The organism is Tessaracoccus terricola (assembly GCF_054776555.1).
The window spans coordinates 640,364-661,764 of sequence record NZ_BAAHBS010000001.1 but is presented as its reverse complement, the minus strand read 5'-3'; the positions used below and the strand labels follow the sequence as shown (position 1 = coordinate 661,764).

The 21,401-nt window shown below is 69.7% G+C and carries 18 protein-coding genes; 16 read left to right on the top strand and 2 right to left on the bottom strand.

Annotated elements, in window-relative coordinates:
* Positions 1–90 precede the first annotated feature (90 nt).
* From ACYU7G_RS02945 to ACYU7G_RS02930, 4 genes are read left to right on the top strand one after another with little or no spacing between them, the layout of a single operon-like run.
* On the top strand, positions 91–774 hold the full coding sequence (locus ACYU7G_RS02945) for a GntR family transcriptional regulator (protein WP_461104592.1): 684 nt from the start codon (positions 91–93) through the stop codon (positions 772–774).
* Complete coding sequence (locus ACYU7G_RS02940; RefSeq protein ID WP_461104590.1) at positions 775–1,674, top strand: isocitrate lyase/PEP mutase family protein; 900 nt, start codon at positions 775–777, stop codon at positions 1,672–1,674. It abuts the gene before it with no gap.
* On the top strand, positions 1,674–3,164 hold the full coding sequence (locus ACYU7G_RS02935; protein WP_461104588.1) for an aldehyde dehydrogenase: 1,491 nt from the start codon (positions 1,674–1,676) through the stop codon (positions 3,162–3,164). The genes ACYU7G_RS02940 and ACYU7G_RS02935 overlap by 1 nt, the downstream gene beginning before the upstream one ends.
* Entirely contained in the window at positions 3,113–3,799 is a 687-nt protein-coding gene (locus ACYU7G_RS02930; RefSeq protein WP_461105138.1) for a class I SAM-dependent methyltransferase, read from the top strand. Before ACYU7G_RS02935 ends, ACYU7G_RS02930 begins: the two co-directional genes overlap by 52 nt.
* Positions 3,800–4,154: 355 nt before the next feature.
* Here the strand turns inward: ACYU7G_RS02930 and ACYU7G_RS02925 are convergent, their stop codons facing one another.
* A complete protein-coding gene (locus ACYU7G_RS02925; protein WP_461104586.1) occupies positions 4,155–6,317 on the bottom strand; it encodes a heavy metal translocating P-type ATPase in 2,163 nt (720 codons plus the stop codon).
* 59 nt (positions 6,318–6,376) lie between these two features.
* On the opposite strand from ACYU7G_RS02925, the gene ACYU7G_RS02920 reads away from it, so the two are divergent.
* The 4 genes from ACYU7G_RS02920 (at position 6,377) to ACYU7G_RS02905 (ending at position 11,615) form a co-directional block, all read left to right on the top strand.
* Positions 6,377–6,796 carry a DUF6153 family protein gene (locus tag ACYU7G_RS02920; RefSeq protein WP_461104584.1) on the top strand — a complete coding sequence of 140 codons (420 nt, stop codon included), beginning with the start codon at positions 6,377–6,379 and terminating at the stop codon, positions 6,794–6,796.
* Positions 6,797–6,878: 82 nt separating this feature from the next.
* The gene (locus ACYU7G_RS02915) at positions 6,879–7,496 is read left to right on the top strand and encodes a CueP family metal-binding protein (RefSeq protein WP_461104582.1); all 618 of its coding nucleotides are present in this window, start codon (positions 6,879–6,881) and stop codon (positions 7,494–7,496) included.
* Between the two features lie 344 nt (positions 7,497–7,840).
* Positions 7,841–9,694: an ABC transporter transmembrane domain-containing protein gene (locus tag ACYU7G_RS02910; protein WP_461104580.1), complete on the top strand. Its 1,854-nt coding sequence runs from the start codon at positions 7,841–7,843 to the stop codon at positions 9,692–9,694.
* Positions 9,687–11,615: an ABC transporter ATP-binding protein gene (locus ACYU7G_RS02905; protein ID WP_461104578.1), complete on the top strand. Its 1,929-nt coding sequence runs from the start codon at positions 9,687–9,689 to the stop codon at positions 11,613–11,615. The genes ACYU7G_RS02910 and ACYU7G_RS02905 overlap by 8 nt, the downstream gene beginning before the upstream one ends.
* Positions 11,616–11,673: 58 nt before the next feature.
* On the opposite strand, the gene ACYU7G_RS02900 is transcribed toward ACYU7G_RS02905, so the two are convergent.
* Positions 11,674–12,216 carry a TetR/AcrR family transcriptional regulator gene (locus tag ACYU7G_RS02900; protein ID WP_461104576.1) on the bottom strand — a complete coding sequence of 181 codons (543 nt, stop codon included), beginning with the start codon at positions 12,214–12,216 and terminating at the stop codon, positions 11,674–11,676.
* Between the two features lie 205 nt (positions 12,217–12,421).
* Here ACYU7G_RS02900 and ACYU7G_RS02895 point away from each other — a divergent pair, with 205 nt between their 5' ends.
* The 8 genes from ACYU7G_RS02895 to ACYU7G_RS02860 all read left to right on the top strand — a co-directional run bounded on the left by ACYU7G_RS02895 (position 12,422) and on the right by ACYU7G_RS02860 (position 21,382).
* Positions 12,422–12,718 (top strand): hypothetical protein, encoded by a 297-nt coding sequence (locus tag ACYU7G_RS02895; RefSeq protein ID WP_461104574.1) that lies wholly within the window; start codon positions 12,422–12,424, stop codon positions 12,716–12,718.
* Positions 12,715–13,929, top strand: a complete 1,215-nt coding sequence (locus ACYU7G_RS02890; RefSeq protein ID WP_461104573.1) for a hypothetical protein — start codon at positions 12,715–12,717, stop codon at positions 13,927–13,929. Before ACYU7G_RS02895 ends, ACYU7G_RS02890 begins: the two co-directional genes overlap by 4 nt.
* Before the next feature lie 10 nt (positions 13,930–13,939).
* Complete coding sequence (locus ACYU7G_RS02885; RefSeq protein ID WP_461104571.1) at positions 13,940–14,311, top strand: hypothetical protein; 372 nt, start codon at positions 13,940–13,942, stop codon at positions 14,309–14,311.
* A complete protein-coding gene (locus ACYU7G_RS02880) occupies positions 14,308–14,868 on the top strand; it encodes a hypothetical protein (RefSeq protein ID WP_461104569.1) in 561 nt (186 codons plus the stop codon). Before ACYU7G_RS02885 ends, ACYU7G_RS02880 begins: the two co-directional genes overlap by 4 nt.
* 72 nt (positions 14,869–14,940) lie before the next feature.
* Positions 14,941–16,302, top strand: coding sequence for a glucose-6-phosphate dehydrogenase (locus ACYU7G_RS02875; protein ID WP_461104567.1), 1,362 nt, complete (start codon positions 14,941–14,943; stop codon positions 16,300–16,302).
* Between the two features lie 128 nt (positions 16,303–16,430).
* A complete protein-coding gene (locus ACYU7G_RS02870; protein ID WP_461104565.1) occupies positions 16,431–18,920 on the top strand; it encodes an alpha-L-rhamnosidase in 2,490 nt (829 codons plus the stop codon).
* Positions 18,921–18,958: 38 nt separating this feature from the next.
* Complete coding sequence (locus tag ACYU7G_RS02865; protein ID WP_461104563.1) at positions 18,959–20,365, top strand: MFS transporter; 1,407 nt, start codon at positions 18,959–18,961, stop codon at positions 20,363–20,365.
* Positions 20,366–20,404: 39 nt separating this feature from the next.
* A complete protein-coding gene (locus tag ACYU7G_RS02860) occupies positions 20,405–21,382 on the top strand; it encodes a LacI family DNA-binding transcriptional regulator (RefSeq protein WP_461104561.1) in 978 nt (325 codons plus the stop codon).
* Positions 21,383–21,401 lie beyond the last annotated feature (19 nt).

Here is a 21,401-nt window from a genome sequence, read left to right as displayed (position 1 = left end):
AAGTGATTGACAACTGCCAATCCTTAGGATGTGATGATCACACCCTAACTGCCAACTGTCAACAGTTGACGTGGAAGAAGGAAACGCCGAATGAGTAGCCGTAACTCGGGAAGAGTGGAGAGGGCGACGTACGCCACATTGGTGGAGCAGACCGTGCGAGGAATGATCCTCGACGGAGAGCTCCCCGCCGGCGAACGGATCAACGAGGTGGCCCTCGCAGAATCGCTCGAGGTGAGCCGAGGCCCGCTCCGTGAAGCGCTCCAACGCCTTGCCAGTGAGGGTTTGCTGGAAGTCAAGGCCCACCGAGGAACCTTCGTCAAGAACTTCGACGACGAGGAACTCGGGGACCTCTACTCGCTCCGCATCGCCCTGGAGACCTGGGCGGTCCGGCAGGTCCGCGAGGACCAGCTGGGCGAGCTCAAGGACATGCTGGAGGAGACTCGGACCGCACTGCGCAACACCGCCGCCAGCTACCCGAGCGATCGCGACTTCCACCGGAAGCTGGTCAGTCTGGCCCACAGCCACGCGGTCACCGAGGCGCACGAATCGGCACTGCGCCGCATCCAGCTCGCACGCCTCCGCTCGGCCCGCGTGCCGGCCCGTGCACAGGCGGCCCTCCAGGAGCACGAGCAGGTTCTCGGCGCCCTGGTGGAGCACCGGACCGAGGATGCCGTGCGTCTCCTGGAGGAGCACCTCTTGCAGTCCTACCGAAATGCCGCGTCAATCATGGTCGGAGGCGACGATGCCCCGCCCACCAACTCAAAGGAGAGCTAGATGGAAGGATCCCTCCGGTCACGCGTTCAGCGGGGCCAACCCCCTCTACTCCTTCCGGGGGCACCCAACGCGTTGACGGCGAGGGTGATCGAGGAGCTTGGCTTCGAGGCCCTCTACGTCAGTGGCGCGGGAGTGGCCAACACCTTTCTGGGCGCGCCCGACATCGGGCTCGTATCCCTGTCCGAACTGACCCAACACGTGGCGGCCATCCGCGACGCGGTGGACCTACCGGTCTTCGTCGACGCGGACACCGGGTTCGGGAACGCCATCAACATGACCAGAACCGTTCGGGAACTGGTCCGCGCCGGGGCCAACGCCCTCCAGATCGAGGACCAGGTCACGCCCAAGCGGTGCGGCCACTTCGAGGGCAAGGACATCATCACGGCAGCGGAGATGGTGGGCAAGATCCACGCCGCCACCGACGCCCGGGATGACCACGAGGTCCTCATCATCGCCCGCACCGACGCCCGCAGCGTCGCGGGTCTGGACCATGCCATCGAGCGGGCCAACTTGTACCTGGAGGAGGGCGCCGACGTGGCGTTCGTCGAGGCCCCGATCTCCACCTCGGAGCTGCAGGAGATCCCCCGGCGGGTGGACGGCCCCGTGATGGCCAACATCGTCGAAGGGGGCAAGACCCCCCAACTCCCGCTCGCGGACCTCGAGTCCTTCGGGTACTCGATCGTCCTCTACGCCAACGCCGCCATGCGTGCCGGCATCTCCGGCATGACCAAGGTCCTCCGGTCGCTGAAGACCGAGGGGGACACGTTGTCCGTGCTGGACGATCTGGCTGACTGGAACCTCCGCCAGAGCCTCGTCCGCAAGCCCGCGTACGACGCCCTGGACAACCGGTACGCCGCAGAGAACTTCACCCGAGACACCACCACTACAAGGAAGCAGTGATGAACAATTCCCCTGAAACCTTCGGCCTCTACATCGACGGGGAGATCACCGTCCCAGCCGGGCGCGACCTGATCGACGTCGAGAATCCCGCCACCGGCGAGTGCTGGGCACGCGTCCCGGACGCGTCGGCCGAGGATGTCGACCTTGCCGTCCAGAGCGCCAAGCGCGCCTTCACCGGGGAGTGGGCCGACTGGCGGGCCGCCGACCGGGCCAAGTTCCTGATCGACTTCGGTCGGCTCGTCGGCGAACACGCCCAGGAGCTGTCCGAACTGCAGGTCAGGGAGAACGGCAAACTCCTGCGTGAGATGGTGGGGCAGTCCAAGCTGTTGCCGGAGTTCTTCAACTACTACGCCGGCCTGGCGCAGATGCCGACGGGGACGACCAACCCCCTCCACCTGCGCGGCATGATGAACTACACCGTTAGGGACCCGCTCGGCGTCGTCGCCGCGATCACCCCCTTCAACTCCCCCATCCTGCTCCTGGTGTGGAAGCTCGGACCGGCGCTGGCCGCCGGGAACACCGTCGTGGCGAAGCCCTCCGAGGTCACGCCCGTGTCCACCATCAGGTTCGCCGAACTCGCCACCGAGGCCGGCCTGCCACCGGGCGTGTTCAACGTCGTGACGGGTTGGGGCAGCCCGTCGGGCACCTCACTGACCTCCCACCCCGACGTGGCGAAGGTTGCGTTCACGGGAGCCACCGGCACCGGCCAGGCCATCGCCCGCACCGCGGCCGACACCCTGAAGGGCGTCACCCTGGAACTGGGTGGCAAGTCACCGAACATCGTGTTCGAGGACGCCAACCTGGAGAGCGCGATGAACGGGCTCGTGGCCGGAATCTTCGGTGCGAGTGGGCAGACCTGCATGGCGGGCTCCCGGATCCTCGTGCAGGAGGGCATCTACGAGCAGGTAGTGGAGGCCCTCGGCAAGCGGGCCGATGCCATCAAGGTGGGCGACCCGATGGCTGACGACACCCAGATGGGAACCATCGCATCCCGCCCCCAGTACGAGAAGGTCCTGTCCTTCTTCGAGGCCGCCAAGGGCGACGGCGCCCGGCTCGTCGCCGGCGGCGTCCCCACCACGGTTCCCGGGATGGACAAGGGACTCTTCGTGCGCCCCACCGTCTTCGCCGACGTGCACAACGATATGATGCTCGCCCGGGAAGAGGTCTTCGGTCCCGTCGCGGCAGTCATCCCGTTCAAGGACGAGGAGGACGCCGTCCGGATCGCCAATGACACCAAGTTCGGGCTCGCGGCCGGGGTGTGGACCGGGGACGTGGCCCGTGCGCACAGGGTCGCTTCCAAGCTGCGGGCAGGCACCGTGTGGATCAACAATTACCGCAAGACCGGGTACTCCACCCCCTTCGGCGGCTACAACCTGAGCGGCGTCGGACGTGAGAACGGACCCGACGTGTTGCGCGAGTACACCGAGGAGAAGAGCGTCTGGGTGGACATGGGACAGGGCGTCAAGGACCCGTTCAACCCCCGCGCCTGAGCGGGCCCGACTCGGCCAGGTACACGCTCGGCTACGCCACAGCAATACAGCGCTCCCACTCCTGGCGCACAGCGGAGCGCTGCGCTCCGGACCTGCTGGCCCGCCTGGGCCCCGGGGACCACGTGCTGGACGTGGGCTCCGGGGTCGGAACCATCACCTGTGGTATCGCGCAGGTCGCGGGTCGAGTCACCGCCGTGGAGGTCACAAAGGAGGCCGCGGCCCTGACCCGTCGCCAGGCAGCCCAGCGAGGAATGACCAACATCGAGGTGGTCATAACCGACGCCACGGCCCTCCAGTTCGAGGACGACACCTTCGACGCCGTGCACATGCACCAGGTCCTGCAGCACCTCGGAGAACCGGTCGCGGCGATCGGCGAGGCCATCAGGGTGGTGCGACCCGGTGGTCTCGTGAGCCTGACAGAGGCCGACTTCGGCGGGTTCCGCTGGTACCCGCCCATGCCCGGGATCTCGCAGTGGCTCACGATCTACCGCGAGGTGGTCCGCCGAAACGGAGGAGAACCGGACGCGGGCGTCCGGCTGCGCCACTGGGTCAACGCCAGCGGCGCGGAGCCGGCGTCGGTGCAGTACCTGTCCCGGGCTTGGGCGTTCTCCTCCCCGGACGACACAGCCTGGTGAGGAGGCACCTGGGGTGAACGAACCACTCACTCCTCGCTCGCGGAGAACCTCCTGCAGGAAGGGCTCGCCAGGCCTGATGACCTCATCTCCCGGCGCGAGGCCTGAGAAACTTGGTCCGTGCATCCGGATGCGTTCTTCCACGTGCCGCACGGGGTGGCGTTGATCGAGAAGTAGGGCCCCAGTCGCTCGGCGTGGTGTTTCCGATGGTGAACCCGCAGAATCACCACACCGTGCGCGCCTGGCCCCTGAGTCTGCTGCCGCGCCGCCGACCCGACCGCTCAGCGTGGCGTTTCCGACGGTGAACCCTCGGAATCTCCACACTGGGCGCCCTGGTGGGAACTGCCTGGACGGTCGACTACGCCTCGAGGAACCGGCGCGCGACGGCGTCGGGCGCGAGGTCCAGCCGGCGCAGTAGTTGCGCGTTCAGCGCTACGACGACGGTGGACGCGGACATCAGGATGGCGCCGACGCTCATGGGGAGCACGAACCCGACCGGCGCCAGCACTCCGGCGGCCAGCGGCACGGACAGCAGGTTGTAGCCTGCGGCCCACCACAGGTTCTGCTTCATCTTCCGGTAGCTGGCCCGCGAGAGTTCGATGACCGAGAGCACGGCGCGCGGGTCGGAGCTCGCGAGGATCACTCCGGCGGAGCCGATGGCGACGTCGGTGCCGGCCCCGATGGCGATGCCGACGTCGGCCTGGGCCAGCGCGGGGGCGTCGTTGACGCCGTCGCCCACCATCGCCACGCGGCGCCCCTCGGACTGCAGTTCGGAGACCTTGGCGGCCTTGTCCTCGGGCCGGACGCCGGCGAAGACGCGGTCGATGCCGAGTTCGCCGGCGACTGACTCGGCGACGGCGCGGGCGTCGCCGGTGATCATGGCCACCTGGACCCCGGCTGCGTGCAGCGCGTCGACGGCGGCTCGGGACTCGGGCCGGATCTCGTCGGCCATCCGCAGCGCCCCGATGGCGGCACCGTCGGCGAGCACGTGGAGGATGATTGCGCCCTCGCGACGCCACTCCTGCGCGACGGGCAGTTCCTCGAGGCCGTGCTGATCGAGCAGGCCGGGGCCACCGACCTCGACGACGACGCCATCCACGCGCGCGCTGACACCGACCGCCGGCGAGGAGGAGAAGTCCGTCGACGCGGGCGCCTGGACCCCACGCTCCCGGGCGGCAGCGACGATCGCCTTGCCCAGGGGATGCTCGCTGTCGGCCTCTGCCGCCGCGGCCAGGGCGAGCAGCTCGCCCTCGGTCCGGCCATCGACGGGGGCCACACCGGTGACTGCGGGCTCGCCCTTGGTCAGTGTGCCGGTCTTGTCGAACAGGACGGCGTCCACGCCGCGCATGGACTCGAGCGCGAGCCGGTCCTTGACGAGGACCCCGGCGCGGGCGGCGCGCTCGGTGGCGATGGAGACCACCAGCGGGATGGCCAGGCCCAGCGCGTGGGGACAGGCGATGACCAGGACGGTGATGGTCCGGACGACGGCGGCGCCGGGCATCCCGAGGACCGCCCAGACGACGGCGGTGACGGCGGCCGCGCCGAGCGCGAACCAGAAGAGCCACCCGGCGGCCCGGTCCGCGATCCGCTGGGCGCGCGAGGAGGAGTTCTGCGCGTCGGAAACGAGCTTCTGGATGCCGGCGAGCGCGGTGTCGTCGCCGGTGGCGGTGACCTCCACCCGCAGGCCGGAGTCGGTGGCGACGGTGCCCGCCACGACGGACTCGCCCACCCCTCGGCGAACGGTGCGGGACTCGCCGGTGACCATGGACTCGTCCATGCTGGCGCCGCCGTCGACGATGCGGCCGTCCGCAGGCACGGCCGAACCGGGCCGCACGAGCACGACGTCACCCACCACCAGTTCCGACGGCGAAACCGGAACCACCGCGTCGCCGTCGACCCGCTCAGCCTCGTCCGGCAGCAGCGCCGCGAGGGAGTCCAGCGCGGAGGTGGTCTGCGCGAGGGAGCGCATCTCGATCCAGTGGCCAAGCAGCATGATCACCACGAGGAGGGCGAGCTCCCACCAGAAGTTCAACTGGTGGTCGAGGATGCCCAGCGACGCGCCCCAGGAGGCGACGAAGGCGACGGTGATGGCCAGGCCGATCAGCAGCATCATCCCCGGCTTGCGGGAGCGGATCTCCGAGACCGCTCCGGACAGGAACGGCCTGCCACCCCAGACGTAGAGGACGGTGCCGAGCAGCGGGGAGACCCAGCGCTGCCACGCGACATCGGGCAGTTCGTAGCCGATCAGGGAGGCGAACATGTCGTTGAGCGCCACCACCGGGACGGCCAGGGCGAGCATGATCCAGAACAGCCGGCGGAACTGGGCGACATGGTTGCCGTGACCACCGTGACCCGCATGGTCGCCTTGGCCGGAGTGGTCCCCGTGACCCGCATGGCCGCCTTGGCCGGAGTGGACTTCGGACCCGGCGTGCGAGTGGCCACCCGGCGTGGCGTGGTCGGCATGTTCATCGTCGCGGTGACTGCTCTCGGCCCGGGTCATGTGCTGTCCGTGGGTGTCCATACCGTCACCCTATACCCCCTGGGGGTATATTCCAAGGGTGTGGCCGATAGATTGGCAGCGTGACAGTCTTGACAGTTCGAGCTGGGAGTGGACGCAGGGCAGGTCTGCGCCCACTCCTGCTCGGCGGCCTGCTGGCGATCGCCGTGACCATCGGACTGCTGACCATGTGCACGTTGAACGCCACGGCCGGCTCGCACGAACCGTCCCCCGCCGGGGCCACGGCAGTGCACCACGGCGCCGACGACGTCGGAGGTCAGCACACCGCCAGCCCCGTCGTCGTGGACGGCCACCATCCCGGCCACGCGATGGCGATGGCGTGCGTGATGGCCCTGCTGGCCTTCATCATCGTGCTCGCACTGCCACGCGGCTCCGGGCGGCGTGCGACAGCCCGCTTCGTCGCCGATCCCCTCCCTCATCAGCGCGCCATCGCCAGACGCACCCCGCCATCACCACTGGTCCTCTGCATCAGCCGCACGTGAGAGTCGAGTGCCGCGGCCCCGACGTCGGTGGCCGCGGGCACCGAACCACCACGCAAACACTCGAACAGAAACCAGGAACCCCATGAAGAACCGTTTCGCGGCGCTCGCTGCTGCAGCCCTTGCCACCACCCTCACCCTGACCGCCTGCGCCGTCACCGAACCCCAGTCCCCCAACACGGCCGAGCACTCGACGTCGGCCACCTCCTTCGGAACCGACACCGACGCCTTCCTGGCCGCCCACGGCCTGGCCGGGCTCGACGTCACCCAGATCATCGAGCGGCTGGACACCACCCCGCTGGCCGATCGCTCGACGGAGCTGATGGTGTCGATCCGCCCGAATGAGGTTGTGTTCGCCGACACCTCGAGCGAGGTCGCCCTGCCCATGCCCGAGGACAGCTTCTACCTCTCGTTCGCGCCCTACGTGTCGCAGACCCACGACTGCCACTTCCACAGCCTCACCACCTGCACCGGCGAGCTGCAGAGCGCCGACGTGCACGTCACGGTCACCGACAACCAGACGGGCGAGACCGTCGTCGACGAGTCCACCACCACCTACGCCAACGGCTTCCTCGGCCTCTGGCTGCCGCGGGATCTGGACGCGACCCTCACCGTGACCTCCGACGGCAGGTCCGCCAGCGCGCCCATCTCAACCGCCGGCACCGAGGACCCCACCTGCCTCACGACGCTGCAACTGGTCTGAGCGGGTCACCGCGGCCCCCGAAGTGCGCGCCCGTCCGTTCGCGTCGGCGTTCCAACGTCGGTGCGAACGGACAGGCCTGCGGCACGCCAGAGCGGCGCCGCGACCCAGAATCGGAGTATGTCTTGACAACCAAACGGACCCGGGACTAGCGTTTACGCGTTGTCGATTCGGAGGAGGTGCGCAGCATGTTGAGCATCATCAACACTGTGATCCTCGGTCGGCCGCGCACGTTCGCAGGCTGACCGAGCCGCGCCGGGCCATGCCCACCTGACGCCCACGAGCGTCCCAACTCCTCCATCGCTTTTCGCGTCGAGAATCGACGCCGTCCGTCAGGACCCCCACTCATGCTTGCACCGCAGCGCGGCCGCTTCGACTTCCCGCCCGCCATCCCTGCCGACTCACGCCCGGATGTCCGCTCCCCGAGCCGGTTCCTGTTCTGGCTGATCCGCTCCTACGGCTGGGTGGTCCCGGCCATGACACTGGCCGCCGCCACCTGGCTGATCCCCGCCTCGGTCACACCGTGGCTGCTGGGCCGCGCCATCGACGCCGGGGTGGCCGGCGGCGTCCCGGCCGCCCTCGGCTGGGTGGCGGCCCTGCTGGGCGTCATCGTCGTCGGCGTGGTGGGCGGCATCGGCTTCCACACCTTCGCGGTGCGGATGTGGCTGCTGGGCATCTACGGCCTCCAGCGTCGCGTCTCCCGGCAGTCGGTCCACCTGGGCCACGTCCTGAACCGGCGCGTCCCCACCGGCGAGGTGCTCAGCGTCTCCGCCTCGGACAGCGACCAGTTCGGAGCCACCATCGACGCCTTCGGACACGTCATCGCGGCCGCCGCCAGCTTCCTGCTGGCCTCGGTGCTGATGCTGACGACGTCGCCCTTCCTGGGTGCGGTGGTGCTGGTGGCGGTGCCGCTGCTGATGACGGCGTCGGCGCCGGTGCTGCGTCCCCTGACGAGGGCGCAGGCCGACGAGCGCACGGAGGGCTCCACCCTGACGTCGCTGGCCAGCGACATCGCCACGGGGCTGCGGATCCTCCGCGGTGTCGGTGGTGAGCGCACGTTCGCGGGCAACTACGAGCGGCAGTCGCAGAAGGTCCGCCGCCTCGGTGTCCGCCTGGGCACGTGGCAGGCGGTGGTGGAGGCCATCAGCATCCTGCTGTCCGGTCTGCTGCTGGTGGCGCTGGTATACCTCGGCGCGCTGCAACTGCTCGACGGCACCCTGAGCGTGGGCCAGCTGATCAGCTTCTTCGGCTACGCCGTGTTCCTGACCTCGCCGATGCAGACCTTCTTCGACTTCGCGCAGAAGTGGGTGCAGGGCCTGGTGTCGGCGGGCAAGACCATCGCACTGCTCGGCGCCGACGTCCCGTGGGCCCCGGCCACCGGCAAGCTCGGGCCCGCCCCGGTGCTGCACGACGAGGCCTCCGGCGTCACCGTGCACCCCGGCCGGATGCTGGGCATCGTCTCGGAGGACCCCGACGCGTCGGCCGCGCTCGCGGACCGGCTCGGCCGCTACCTGCCCGACGGCGCCCAGGAGCAGGGCGACGACGAGGAGCTCAAGGGCCGCGCCAAGCGGAGGGCCCGCAAGGAGAAGCTGGCCGACCGACGTCGCCGCGCCCGCGAGGACGCCGAGGCCGCGGCCCGCCCGTGGGGTGTCACCGCCGACGGCGTGGACTACGCCCAGCTCGACGTCGCGGACCTGCGGCGCCGCGTCATGGTCTCCCACACCGGCGCCATCCTGTTCGCCGGCACTCTGCAGAGCGCCGTCGACCCGTGGGGAACCCACTCCCGCGCCGAGGCCGAGGAGGTCCTGCGGGTGGCATCGGCCGAGGACATCTACGCGTCACTGGCCGAGGGCTGGCAGGGCCGCATCGACGAGAAGGGCCGCGGCCTGTCCGGCGGGCAGCGCCAGCGGGTCATCCTCGCGCGTGCACTGCTGCTGGACCCGGACGTCCTGGTGCTGGTGGAACCCACCTCCGCGGTGGACGCCCACACCGAGGCCCGGATCGCCGAGCGGCTGCCCGGCCACCGCGCGGGCCGGACCACCGTCGTCGTGACGGCTTCGCCGCTGCTGCTGCGGCACTGCGACGAGGTGGCCGTGCTCAGCGAGGGCCGCGAGGTGGCGCGCGGCAGCCACGCCCAACTGCACGAGAATCCCGACTACCGCCGCGTGATCGCACGCGGCATGGAGGAAGACGATGAGTGAGCAACTGCTCACGGCCACCTCCGCCGACACCTGGCGTGAGGGGCCCGCCGTCGCGCGCCTGCCCGAGGGGCTGGAGGTGCCCGTCGGCGCCGGACCGCGCCGTCGGTGGGCCGCGTTCCGGCACCGGCACGAGGTCCGCTCGGCCACGGCCCGCGAGGTCTACGACGACGCCCGCGCACCCAAGCGCGGGTTCCCCGTCGCCACCTCCGGGCAGGCGGCCGGGTTCCTCGGCCAGCTGCTGAAGACCCGACGGGCCGCGCTGGCCTGGGCGATCGGACTGAACGTCGCCGCCGCCGGCGCCGGCCTGGTGGCCCCGCTGCTGCTGGGCCAGCTGGTTGACGACGTGACCGGCGGGGCACTCGGCCGTTCCGGGCTGACGACGATGGTGGCACTGATCGCCGGCGTGGTGCTGGCGCAGGCGCTGCTGACGTTCGGCGCCCGGCGTGCGTCGGCGGTGCTGGGCTACGACCTGCTCGCGGCCGCCCGCGAGGAGGTGGTGCGGATCGTGCTGCGTCTCCCCCTCGGGCACGTGGAGGCATCCGGCTCCGGTGACCTGCTGACCCGGATCACCTCCGACGTCAGCAAGATGGCGGGCGCGGCGCGCTGGGCGTTCCCCAACCTGATCGTGTCCGCGGTCATGATCGGCGCCACGCTCACGGCGATGGTGGTGAACTCGTGGCTGCTGGCGCTGCCCATGCTGGGCACCGCGGTGATCATGTTCTTCGGCGGCCGCTACTACCTGGCGCGCGCCACCGCCGGCTACATCACCGAGTCCGCCTCGTACTCGGTCATCAACTCCACCACCACGGAGACGGTGGAGGGTGCCCGCACCGTCGAGGCCCTCGGCCTGGGCCGGCAGCGCAACGCGCAACTGGACGAGGACACCGAGGTCTCTGCGCAGGCCGAGCGCTACACCATGACCCTGCGCAACATGCTGTTCGCCATGGTGGACTCGTCGTTCCAGCTGCCGCTGGTGGGCGTCGTGCTGCTCGGCGTGTGGGGGCACTCGCAGGGCTGGGTGAGCATCGGCCAGATCACGACGGCGGCGCTGTTCGTCTCGCAGCTGCAGGGTCCGCTGGACCGCGTGATCGCGGTGCTGGACCAGCTGCAGCTGGGCATCGTCGCGACGGCGCGCCTGATCGGCGTCGCCCAACTCGAGGATGACCGCACCCCCGGCCAGGCCCAGCCCGACGGCGTGAAGCTCACCGGCAACGGGCTGCGGTTCGGCTACCGGGAGGGCGTGGACGTGCTGCACGGCGTCGACGTGAACCTGCGTCCCGGCGAGCGGCTCGCCATCGTCGGACCGTCGGGTTCGGGCAAGTCGACGCTGGGCAGGCTCGTCGCCGGCATCAACCGGCCGCGCACGGGTGACGTCACCGTCGGCGGCGTCGACGTGATGGACCTGCCGCTGGACCGGTTGCGCACCGAGGTGGCGCTGGTGACGCAGGAGCACCACGTGTTCGTCGGCACCGTGCGCGACAACGTCGTGCTCGCCCGCGAGGCCAGCGCCTCCGACGCCGAGGTGCAGCAGGCGCTCGTGACCGTCGGCGCCTGGGGTTGGGTGTCCCGCCTGCCCGGCGGGCTGGACGCCGAACTCGGCCACGGCAAGGCCACGCTGACGCCCGCCCAGGCGCAGCAGGTGGCCCTTGCCCGGCTGATCATCGCCGACCCGCACACGCTGGTGCTGGACGAGGCGACGTCGCTGATCGACCCGTCGTCGGCACGCAGCCTGGAGGGTTCGATGGCGGCGCTGCTGGAGGGTCGCGCGGTCATCGCCATCGCCCACCGGCTGCACACGGCGCACGACGCGGACCGGATCGCCGTGGTCGACGGCGGCCGCATCGTTGAGCTCGGGGACCACCACGAGCTCCTCGAACTCGACGGCCAGTACGCCCACCTGTGGCGCACCTGGCGCGACTGACCGCGCTCAGTCCAGTCGCCCTGAGGAGCGAGCGGCAGCGAGCCTGGAAGGGCCAAGCTCAGCCAAGCGCCCCGCGGACGGCCGCCTCGACCACGGGTCGGACGTCCGCGTCGTCGCCCCGTGCGATGCGATGGAGGATCAACCCCTCGGCACAGGCCATCACGGTCTGGGCGCCGACCCGCGGATCGGACGCCCCCAGCACGGCCAGGACCGGCTCGAGGACGGCCGCGAACTGGGCGCGACCAGCGGTCAGCCTCTCCCGCAGCGCGACGTCGTGGCTGGCCTCCATGAACAGCGCGAGCCGGGCGGATGTGAGGACTCGCTGCTCGCCGATGGTGCGGTCCAGCAGCGCCACCACGCCGTCGACGAACTCGTCCGCGCTGCGGGGGACGAACGCGGGACCGGCACCTGCCATCTCGCGCTGGAGGATGGCGTCCAGCACACCGGCGACGAGGGCTCCGCGGGTTCGGAAGTAGTTGGAGGTGGAACCTGGCGGCAGTTCGGCCTGCTGGTCGATGCGGCGGTGGGTGAGGGCCTTGAGCCCCTTGGTACCGAGCAGTTCGATGGCGGCGTCGAGGGCGCGGTCTCGCAGCGAGGGCATGGGGAAACTATAAAGGTAGTGACTCCGTAGCCGGCGCACTCGGCACCGGAGACGGAGCCGAGTGCGCCACTCAAACAAGGTGGCGCACTTGGCTGGCGCAGTTGGCACCGGAGACGGAGCCAAGTGCGCCGGCTCAGCGCGTCCGGCTGACCCGAGCGCTGACCTGCCCTCCTCCTACCCTTGACAGGTCTACGAAGGAGATGAAATGGCACTGGACGTCTCACCGGACGCGGTCCGGGCGCAGGCCGGCAAGGCGGCGGAATCAGCCGACGCGATGCGGCAACTGACGCACGAACTCCACTCTCCCGCGGGCGGCACGTTCGCCGTGGACCAGGTGGTGGCGCAGCTGTTGCCGCACCTGCAGGAGCAGGCCGGCAAGCTCGCCGCGAACCTGGACGAGCTGTCCGAGGGCATGAAGGCTTCGGCCGACTCGATCACCGAGGTGGAGGCCCGCAACACGGCCGCGGCCGCCCAGTTCCCGTGGCTGGGTGGCGGCGCGTGACCATCACGGTTCCCGAGCTCGAGGGCTTCAACCGCATCGTCTGGGACACCACCGCGACGTCGCTGCGCACCACCGCGAGCCTGTCCGACGCGCAGGCGCAGTCCCTGCGCAACATGGCCGCGGCCGTCCGGCAGGCCTGGCGCGACGACATCGGCGCGATGATCGCGCAGCGCTGCGAGGAGCAGGCCGACGACGTGGAGCGCTTCGGCGCGGCGGCGCCCGGCCTGGCGGACATCCTGAGCGGCGCAGCGGACCAGATGACGAAGCTGCAGGCGCAGCTGGCCTCGGTGCTGGCGATGGCGGCGAGCAATGACCTCGTGGTCTCCGACTCCGGCAACGCGCGCCCGAAGCTCGGCGTGATCCTCACCGACCCGATCAGGGCGTTGAAACTGCGCTCCCTGGCCAACGCTGTCTCCGCCCACGTCAAGGCCCTGTTGCAGGCCGCGACGGTGGTGGACCGCACGGCCGCCACGGCCCTGGCCGCGGCCCTGGGGCTCAAGGTGGACGACTTCGACCTGGGGCCGCTGGACCTCAGCCCGGAGGGCCTGCAGGACCAGGCGTTCAACACCTCACAGGGGTCGGTCGGGTTCTGCGCGTGGCTCACGCCCTTGATGAGCATGTCGTCGTCCCACCCGGAGCACCTGGCCGAGCACATGGTGTGGGACCCGGTCACACAGACCTACGAGGTGACGCTCTACGACCCGGAGACCGGTGAGAAGGTGGTCACCAACGTGGACCCCCGCACCCTGGGCCCGAACTTCGGCGACCCGAGCGAGGCCGTGCCCCGCCACACCTACACCGACGACCCCACCTACCTCTCCATCTATTCGCAGGCGCTGCGGCAGGTCTACCCGGACATCACCAGCAGCAACTTCGAGCTCACGGCCAAGATCGTGCTCGGCCCCGGCAACTACGTCGAGACGCAGGCCGCCAACACCAGTTTCGACAGCATCCGCCAGACCCTGGAGGCCAACCCGCCCGGGGCGGTCATGGTGGCGACGACGAACGCGCCGGAGCAGCAGCCGGACAACATGCCGGATGACAAGAAGTTGCAGGGCGGCCACGCCTACAGCGTCACCGGTTTCACGCCGGACGGCCGCATCATCCTCAAGAACCCGCACGGCCCGGGCGCGGCGGACCACACCATCATGTTGACTGAGGACGAGTACCAGCGCTGGCTCAACGGCGTCATGCAGATCCCGGGCGAGTGAGGAGGACACCATGAACGACGACGTGTTGCAGGACTGTTCCCGACGCTACGGGCCGGTGCTCGACGAGCTGCAGGACCTGATCGAGGCCACCATCGGCCCGCTGCTGTGGAAGGAACGAGCGGACACCGCCCTCACCGACGACGAGCTGGCGGTCCGCGTCGGGCCGATCTTCGGCAGCGGTGTGGCCCTGGCCGTCATCGACGCCCCACCGCTGGTGCGCCGCATCAACCAGTTGCTGCGCAACAACGGGTTCGAAGAGGTGCCCGGCTTCGACGTGAAGGAGTGGGCCGAGTGGCGCATCGAGTCGCCGCACGGCGACGGCGCACTGCTCACGCTGCACCTGGCCGGCTACGCCAAGGCCTACGTCACGGTCCGGGCATGACGCTCACCCGGTGGCTGGGCGTCGCGGCCGCTGCGGCGACGGCCCTGGCCCTGGCCGGTTGCTCGCCTACCCCCGCGCCGTCGCCGTCACCCACGGGGGCGGACAGGGTCCCCGAGTGGGACCCGCCGGCGGGGACGGAACTCGGCGTCGGCGTCGACGAGGCCGTGGACCAGTTCTCGGGCCTCTTCGCCGACGCGCGGACGGCGGCGTCGGAGGTGAACGGGCAGGAGCTGACCTGGCAGGGCCTCCTGCAGGAGGTCTCGCTGCTTCCGACCGCATCGGGTGAGGTCTGCGCGCTGTACCTCAGCGACACCAACAAGGAGTTCATCGAGGGCGGGTTCGACGTCGATGCCGACGTGTTCCTCGCCACCTACGCAGCGACGCTCGAGGGCCACGACCTCCCCGCCCCCGAGCAGGTGTTCAAGGATGCCGGCGGCGGCAACGTCGTCGTCTCCGACCGGGACGGGATCCGGTTCCGCGCCACAAACGCCACACGGGCCACCCTCACCCTCCTGGCCCCGCTGCCCGACGAACTCTGCGAGTCGGCCGACTCCTGACCCGCCCGGCTGCAGGGACGCGGTGTTTCCACATCCCCGCGCCGCCACCCCGGCCGTGCCTACAGTGGGGAAATGACCCCAGTCACCCTCGCCATCCTGGGAGCCTCCGGCGACCTGGCCCAACGACTCCTCATGCCGGGCCTGGGCACGCTGCTCAACACCAGACCGGACTACGAGGTGACGCTGGTCGGGTGCGCGGTGGACGAGTTGTCCCACGACGAGTGGGTCGCCCGGGTTCGGGAGGCCATGGGCGGCCAGTGCCCCAGGGCGAGCATCGAGAGGGTGATCGCCACCACCCGCTACGAGAAGGTGGACCTCACTGACGACGACGCGCTGCACACGTTCGTCCGCGGCCTCGGGGAGGCGCCGGTGCTGTACATGGCACTGCCACCCCGGATCACGATGGAGGTGTGCAAGGCCCTCAGGAGCATGGCGGAGGTGCCGGCAGGGCTTCGGCTGGGGCTGGAGAAGCCGTTCGGCTCCGACCTCGAGACCGCCCGCGAACTGAACCACCTACTGGCGGACCTGGTGCCGGAGAACCAGGTCTTCCGCATCGACCACTTCCTCGGCAAGTCCGTGGTGCTCAACCTGCTCGGCCTGCGGTTCACCAACCGGGTGTTCGAGCACGCCTGGAACAACCGCAACATCGAGCGCGTCGAGATCATCGTCGACGAGGCACTCGCGCTGGAGGACCGAGCCCGCTACTACGACGGCGCGGGCGCGTTGCGGGACATGATCCAGAGCCACCTGCTGCTGGTGCTGGCACTGTTCGCGATGGAGGAGCCGCCGTCGCTGGGCGAACGCGACGTCCGTGACCTGATCGCGCTCATGCTGCGCCACACCCACCTGTGGGACGACGACCCGGTGACGTCGTCGCGCCGCGCCCGCTACACCGCGGGCACCATCAAGGGCGAGGCCATCCCCAACTACGTCGACGAGCACGGCGTCGACGGATCCCGCAACACCGAGACACTCGCCGAGATCACCGTCCGCATCAACACGGACCGCTGGGCCGGCGTCCCGTTCCGACTGCGCAGCGGCAAGGCGCTCGGCGACGCCCGAAACGGCATCACCGTCGTCTTCCGTCCCGTGGACCACGTGCCCGAGGGCTTCACGAACGTCCCGCCCAACGTGCTGAGCATCGGCATGAAGCCGGCCAACATCAAGCTGGGGCTGTCCACCAACCTCGAGGTGGACCGCTTCGAGCTCAGCCGCTCCGTGCTGTCCACCGAGCTCGCCGAGAGCCCGCTCAAGCCCTACGGCGAGATCCTGGACTCCATCTTCCGCGGCGACCCGCTGCTGACCGTCCGCGGCGACGTCGCCGAGGAGTGCTGGCGCATCGTCGAACCGGTCCTGGAGGCGTGGCAGCAGAACCTGGTGCCGATGGACGAGTACACCGCCGGCGGCGCGGGACCCACCAACTGGAACGCCTAGCGTCGGACATTCGGCCGGCGTTGGCGGGCAGCCGACAAAGGAGATTTTTGAAACGTATTGCTTCTGCCTCTGGGATCTGAGAAGCTACTTGCGCGCGCAAGTAACTGACTGACGAAGGAGTCCAGCGGATGTTCGCAGCCACCGGTGTGAATGCACACTTCATCACTTCCCGGCGCCCGTGCGGCGCCGCCGAGGATCCCGCGTTGTACGTCCGGCGCGAGTTCGCGGTCGCCGACGGACTACGACGCGCCACCCTCCGCAGCACCGCCGTCGGCCTCGTTGAGGTCCACCTCAACGGTCAGCGTGTGGGCAGCGAGGTGCTGGCACCGGGCTGGTCGTCCTACAGGCACCGGCTGGTGGTGAGCACGCACGACGTGACTGACTTGGTGACCGACGGCGCGAACGCCATCGGCGCGATCGTCGGGCAGGGCTGGGCGGTGGGGCGGATCGGCTGGGAGGGCAAGTCCCACCACTGGTCAGAACAACCCGCAGTGCTGTTGCAACTCGAACTTGACTACGGTGACCGCACCGAGGTGATCGGCACCGATGAGTCCTTCCTCACCGGCACCGGCGGGGTGCGCGCCAACAGCATCTACGACGGCGAGACCTACGACGCGACGCTGGAACAGCCCGGCTGGTGCCGGCCCGGCACGACCGGGGGCGAGTGGACCCCGGCGGTCCGCTTCGACTGGGACCACGACGCCCTGGCCCGCCCCACCACCGCACCCATCACGCGGACGGAGGAGATCTCCCCGCGAGAGATCGTGGACAAGGGCGACGGCAGGTTCGTCGTCGACTTCGGCCAGGTGCTCACAGGCTGGCTGCGGCTCACGGTCCGTGGGGAGCAGCCCGGCCACCGCATCACACTGCGGCACGCAGAACTGCTCATCGACGGGGAGCTGGACCTTCGCACCCTGCGCACGGCGAAGGCCACCGACACGTTCGTCGTCGGCGGTCCCGAGGCGGCCACGTTCGAGCCGCGCTTCACCTTCCACGGCTTCCGCTACGCCGAGGTGGCAGGCCTCTCGTCCGGGCTCGAGCCCGACGACGTCCTGGCCGTCGTCGTCCACTCCGGTATGCGCCGCGCCGGCTGGTTCGAGTCCTCCAGCCCCGAGCTGGACCAGCTCCACGAGAACGCCGTGTGGTCCATGCGCGGCAACTTCGTCGGAGTCCCCACCGACTGCCCGCAGCGCGACGAGCGCATGGGCTGGACGGGCGACATCAACGCGTTCGCCCCCACCGCGGTCCTCCTGCACGACGTCCGTGACTTCCTGTCCACCTGGCTGCTGGACGTGCGGACGGAACAAGCCGCGTCCGGGTTCGTCCCGTGGGTGGTCCCCGACGTCAGCAGCGCACCCTCCTCCCCGACTGCGCTGTGGAGCGACGTGGCAGTGAACCTCCCGATGGTGCTGCACGCGGAGTACGGCGACGTCGCAATCCTGGAGCAGTCGTACCACTCGATGGCCACCTTCACCCGCAGCGTGGCAGAGCTCCTCGATTACGAGGGCCTGTGGAGCACCGGCTTCCAGTTCGGTGACTGGCTGGACCCCGACGCGCCGCAGGACAACCCCGCCGGCGGCAAGACCGACCGCCACCTGGTGGCCACCGCGTTCTTCGCCCGGACCGCCCAACAAATGGCCGAGGCCGCGAAGCTGCTCGGCCGCGACGACGACGCCGAGGAGTTCCTGGCCCTTGCCACGCGGGTCCGGGACGCGTTCCGGCGGGAGCACGTGACGGCCTCGGGTCGGGTCACCGGCGAGTCCGCAACCGCCTATGCACTGGCGATCTGCTTCGACCTGTTGGACGCGGACCAGGTCGCGAAGGCGGGCCAGCGGCTCGCGGCCCTCACCCGGGAGGCCGGGAACACCATCTCCACGGGCTTCGCGGGCACCCCGTTCATGCTGCCGGCGCTGGAGCGCGCCCGTCAGCTCGAAACGGCCTGGGAACTCCTGATGGAACCCAGGTGCCCGTCGTTCCTATACCCGATCAGCATGGGCGCCACCACCATCTGGGAACGTTGGGACGCCATCACCCCCGACGGTGAACTGAATGACCACGGGATGACGTCGCTGAACCACTACGCGCTGGGAAGCGTCGTCGCCTGGCTCTACGGGACTGTGGCGGGGCTCGCGGCAACCGAGGCCGGCTGGCGTCGGATCCGGGTCGCACCGAAGCCGGGCGGCGGCCTCACCCACGCCCGCGCCAGCCACGACACCGTGCTGGGGCGGGCCGAGGCCGGCTGGCGAATCGAGGCGGGCCGGATCACCGTCGACGCCGTCATCCCGGAGGGCGCGGAGGCCGACGTCGTGCTTCCGCTGAGCCCCGAGCCGTCGGTCACGGTCGGGCCCGGCAATCACACCTGGACCTACGACCTCCCGGCCGACCACGACGTCCGGCCCGAGTTCACGATGGACACCCCGCTGTCCGAACTCGCCGCGGACTCGAAGACCTGGCAGGCGCTCACCGCGGTCTTCGCCACCCATCTCCCGGGGATCCCCATCGACGGGAACGACCCCCAGGCCAGGTCCATCTCGCTGAGCACGATGCTCGACTTCGTGCCCGGCGCCACTGATGCGTTCCGCTCGGACCTCGAGAACACCCTCATCAACAACTCCTGACACCCTTCGGCACCCACACGGAAAGAACAGGCAAAGCCATGGCAAAGAAGCCACTCGGCCTCGACACGCAAGGCATCCAGAAGACGATGCGAGCCCACAACTACCTCGGCGACGGCGCCGCGCAGCTGGGCCTCAATGCACTCACCGGAATGGTGGGCATCCTCGTCTACTTCTACACGGACAAGGTTGGGATCGCGGCGGCTGCCGCGGGCACCGTCATGTTCGTGGCACGACTCCTCGACGCGTTCACGGACCTCGCCATGGGCTGGGTCATGGACCGCACCCGCTCGCGGTGGGGCCGGGCCCGACCATGGCTGTTGTGGATGGCGGGCCCCACCTTCCTCGCCGTCGTCCTCATGTTCACCGTTCCGGCCGGAGGCAGCGACGGCACGAAGTTCGCCTACGCCCTGGCGACCAACGCGTTCGCAACGGCGATCGTCTACACCGCAGTGGCCATCCCCTTCGGCAGCATGCTCTTCTACACCACCCGCAGCACGGAGGAGCGCTCGAAGATGGGCGTCGTCCGGGCCGTGTTCGGCTACCTGCTCGGCATGGTCATCGTCATCGGCTACATCCCCATCACCAACGCGCTCGGCGGTGACCAGCGGGCGTGGGTCATCTTCGCCGTCTGCATCGGCGCCGTGGGTGCGATCGGGCTGGTCGTGGCGTTCCTCGCCAACCCGGAACGCAACGCCGACACTCCTCAGGAAGCCCAGCAGCGCGTCCCCTTCCTCGAGGGACTGGGGATGCTGTTCCGCAACAAGTACTGGGTGATCATGCTGGGCGTGATGGCCCTGGTCAACATCGTCTACGGGCTCGCCGCCGGCTCCAGCATCTACTACGTGAAATGGATTCTGGGCGACGAGAACTTGATGGCCATCCTGGGTGCCGTCGGCCTGGTCCCGGTGGTGGTCGGCTTCGTCCTGATCGCCCCCATGGTCAAGCGCTTCGGGGCGACCGGCACGGTCCGCATCGGCCTCCTCATCGGCATCGCCGCCAGCGTGGTCCGCGCAGTGTTCCCCTACGACCTCTGGGCGCTGCTCATCTTCGGTTCCCTGGTCACCTTCGCCACCATCCCGATGATGGCCATCGGCGGCGTGCTGGTCACCAACACCATCACCTACGGCGAGTGGAAGCAGGGCAAGCGTCTGGTGGGCATGGCGAATGCGGCGAACAGTTTCGGCATCAAGGTGGGCACAGGTCTCGGCGCTGCCGGCGTCGGCTGGATCCTCGCCCTCGGTGCCTACGACGGCACCGCCGCCGCCCAGTCGGACTCAGCCATCGCGAGCATCCTGGCCGTCTCGATCTGGGTGCCGGGCATCATCCTGCTGGGCATGTACGCCCTGCTCCACTTCTACGACCTTGACGCCAAGTACCCGCAGATCGTGAAGGAACTCGACGAGCGCACCAACGCCGCCGAGGCCCAGCGCACCGCCCAGATCTGACCCGGCCCTACGCTTGGGGAGACGCCTACGGAGGAGACAATGCCCAACCAGCTCAAACGCGTGACGGCCGCCGATGTCGCCCGCGCGCTCGGCATCTCCCGCGCCACCGTCGGCTACGTCCTGAACGACACCCCGGGTCAGAAGATCTCGGAGGCCACCAGGCGCAAGGTGCTGGAGAAGGCGAACATCCTGGGCTACCAGCCGAACCGGGCTGCCCGGGCGCTGGCCAGCGGCAGCAGCCGGATCGTCCTGCTGCTCCTGCCGGACTGGCCCCTGGACCACAGCATGCGGGCCCACCTCGACGAGACCTCAATCGCCCTCGAGGAGGCCGGGTACTCGCTTGTCACTTTCACCGAGCACCCGGGCAGCCGCGCCAGGCCGCTGTGGGAGACCCTCGACCCCGACGTCGTCATGGGCCTGTCGGACTTCACCGAGGAGCAACTGGCAGCGATGCGGGCCTGCGGGGTCCGCCGTATCGTGGAGCACGGGCCACCCAGCAAGGGACAACTCGGGTACGCGATGGGACCGAAGCTGCAGGTGGAGCACCTCCTGGAGCGGGACCGACGCAGGCTGGCGTTCGCGGGCTCCACCGACCCACGGCTGGCAGAGCTGGTGGGCCAGCGACGAGAACTCGCCGAGGACACGCATCGCCAACTCCTCGGGAGCGGGCTGGCCGCCGCCGCGGACGTCGACCCCGGCAACGTCGCGGCCACGCTGGCCGAGTGGATCGCCGCGGGCGTCGACGGAGTGGTCGCGTACAACGACGACGTCGCGGCCCTCGTCGCTGGCACCGCGCTGCGGATGGGCGTGGGGGTCCCTGACTCGCTGGCCGTCGTCGGGCACGACGACTCCCCCGTCGCGCAGCTGTACTTCCCCAGCCTCACCAGCGTCCGCGTCGACTACAAGGGCATGGGCCGCTACCTGGCCTCACTGGCACTCGCAGAGCTCCAGGAGCAGGAGAGCCGCCCGACAGAGGTCGAGTTCAGCGCCAGCATCGTGCCACGAGAGTCCAGCTAGAACGCCGGACCAACCAACA

Bases quoted from the DNA above. Each gene is read 5' to 3' on its own strand.
- ACYU7G_RS02945 (WP_461104592.1), top strand. From the start codon at position 91: ATGAGTAGCCGTAACTCGGGAAGAGTGGAGAGGGCGACGTACGCCACA.
- ACYU7G_RS02940 (WP_461104590.1), top strand. From the start codon at position 775: ATGGAAGGATCCCTCCGGTCACGCGTTCAGCGGGGCCAACCCCCTCTA.
- ACYU7G_RS02935 (WP_461104588.1), top strand. From the start codon at position 1,674: ATGAACAATTCCCCTGAAACCTTCGGCCTCTACATCGACGGGGAGATC.
- ACYU7G_RS02925 (WP_461104586.1), bottom strand. From the start codon at position 6,317: ATGGACACCCACGGACAGCACATGACCCGGGCCGAGAGCAGTCACCGC.
- ACYU7G_RS02915 (WP_461104582.1), top strand. From the start codon at position 6,879: ATGAAGAACCGTTTCGCGGCGCTCGCTGCTGCAGCCCTTGCCACCACC.
- ACYU7G_RS02910 (WP_461104580.1), top strand. From the start codon at position 7,841: ATGCTTGCACCGCAGCGCGGCCGCTTCGACTTCCCGCCCGCCATCCCT.
- ACYU7G_RS02905 (WP_461104578.1), top strand. From the start codon at position 9,687: ATGAGTGAGCAACTGCTCACGGCCACCTCCGCCGACACCTGGCGTGAG.
- ACYU7G_RS02900 (WP_461104576.1), bottom strand. From the start codon at position 12,216: ATGCCCTCGCTGCGAGACCGCGCCCTCGACGCCGCCATCGAACTGCTC.
- ACYU7G_RS02895 (WP_461104574.1), top strand. From the start codon at position 12,422: ATGGCACTGGACGTCTCACCGGACGCGGTCCGGGCGCAGGCCGGCAAG.
- ACYU7G_RS02885 (WP_461104571.1), top strand. From the start codon at position 13,940: ATGAACGACGACGTGTTGCAGGACTGTTCCCGACGCTACGGGCCGGTG.
- ACYU7G_RS02880 (WP_461104569.1), top strand. From the start codon at position 14,308: ATGACGCTCACCCGGTGGCTGGGCGTCGCGGCCGCTGCGGCGACGGCC.
- ACYU7G_RS02875 (WP_461104567.1), top strand. From the start codon at position 14,941: ATGACCCCAGTCACCCTCGCCATCCTGGGAGCCTCCGGCGACCTGGCC.
- ACYU7G_RS02870 (WP_461104565.1), top strand. From the start codon at position 16,431: ATGTTCGCAGCCACCGGTGTGAATGCACACTTCATCACTTCCCGGCGC.
- ACYU7G_RS02865 (WP_461104563.1), top strand. From the start codon at position 18,959: ATGGCAAAGAAGCCACTCGGCCTCGACACGCAAGGCATCCAGAAGACG.
- ACYU7G_RS02860 (WP_461104561.1), top strand. From the start codon at position 20,405: ATGCCCAACCAGCTCAAACGCGTGACGGCCGCCGATGTCGCCCGCGCG.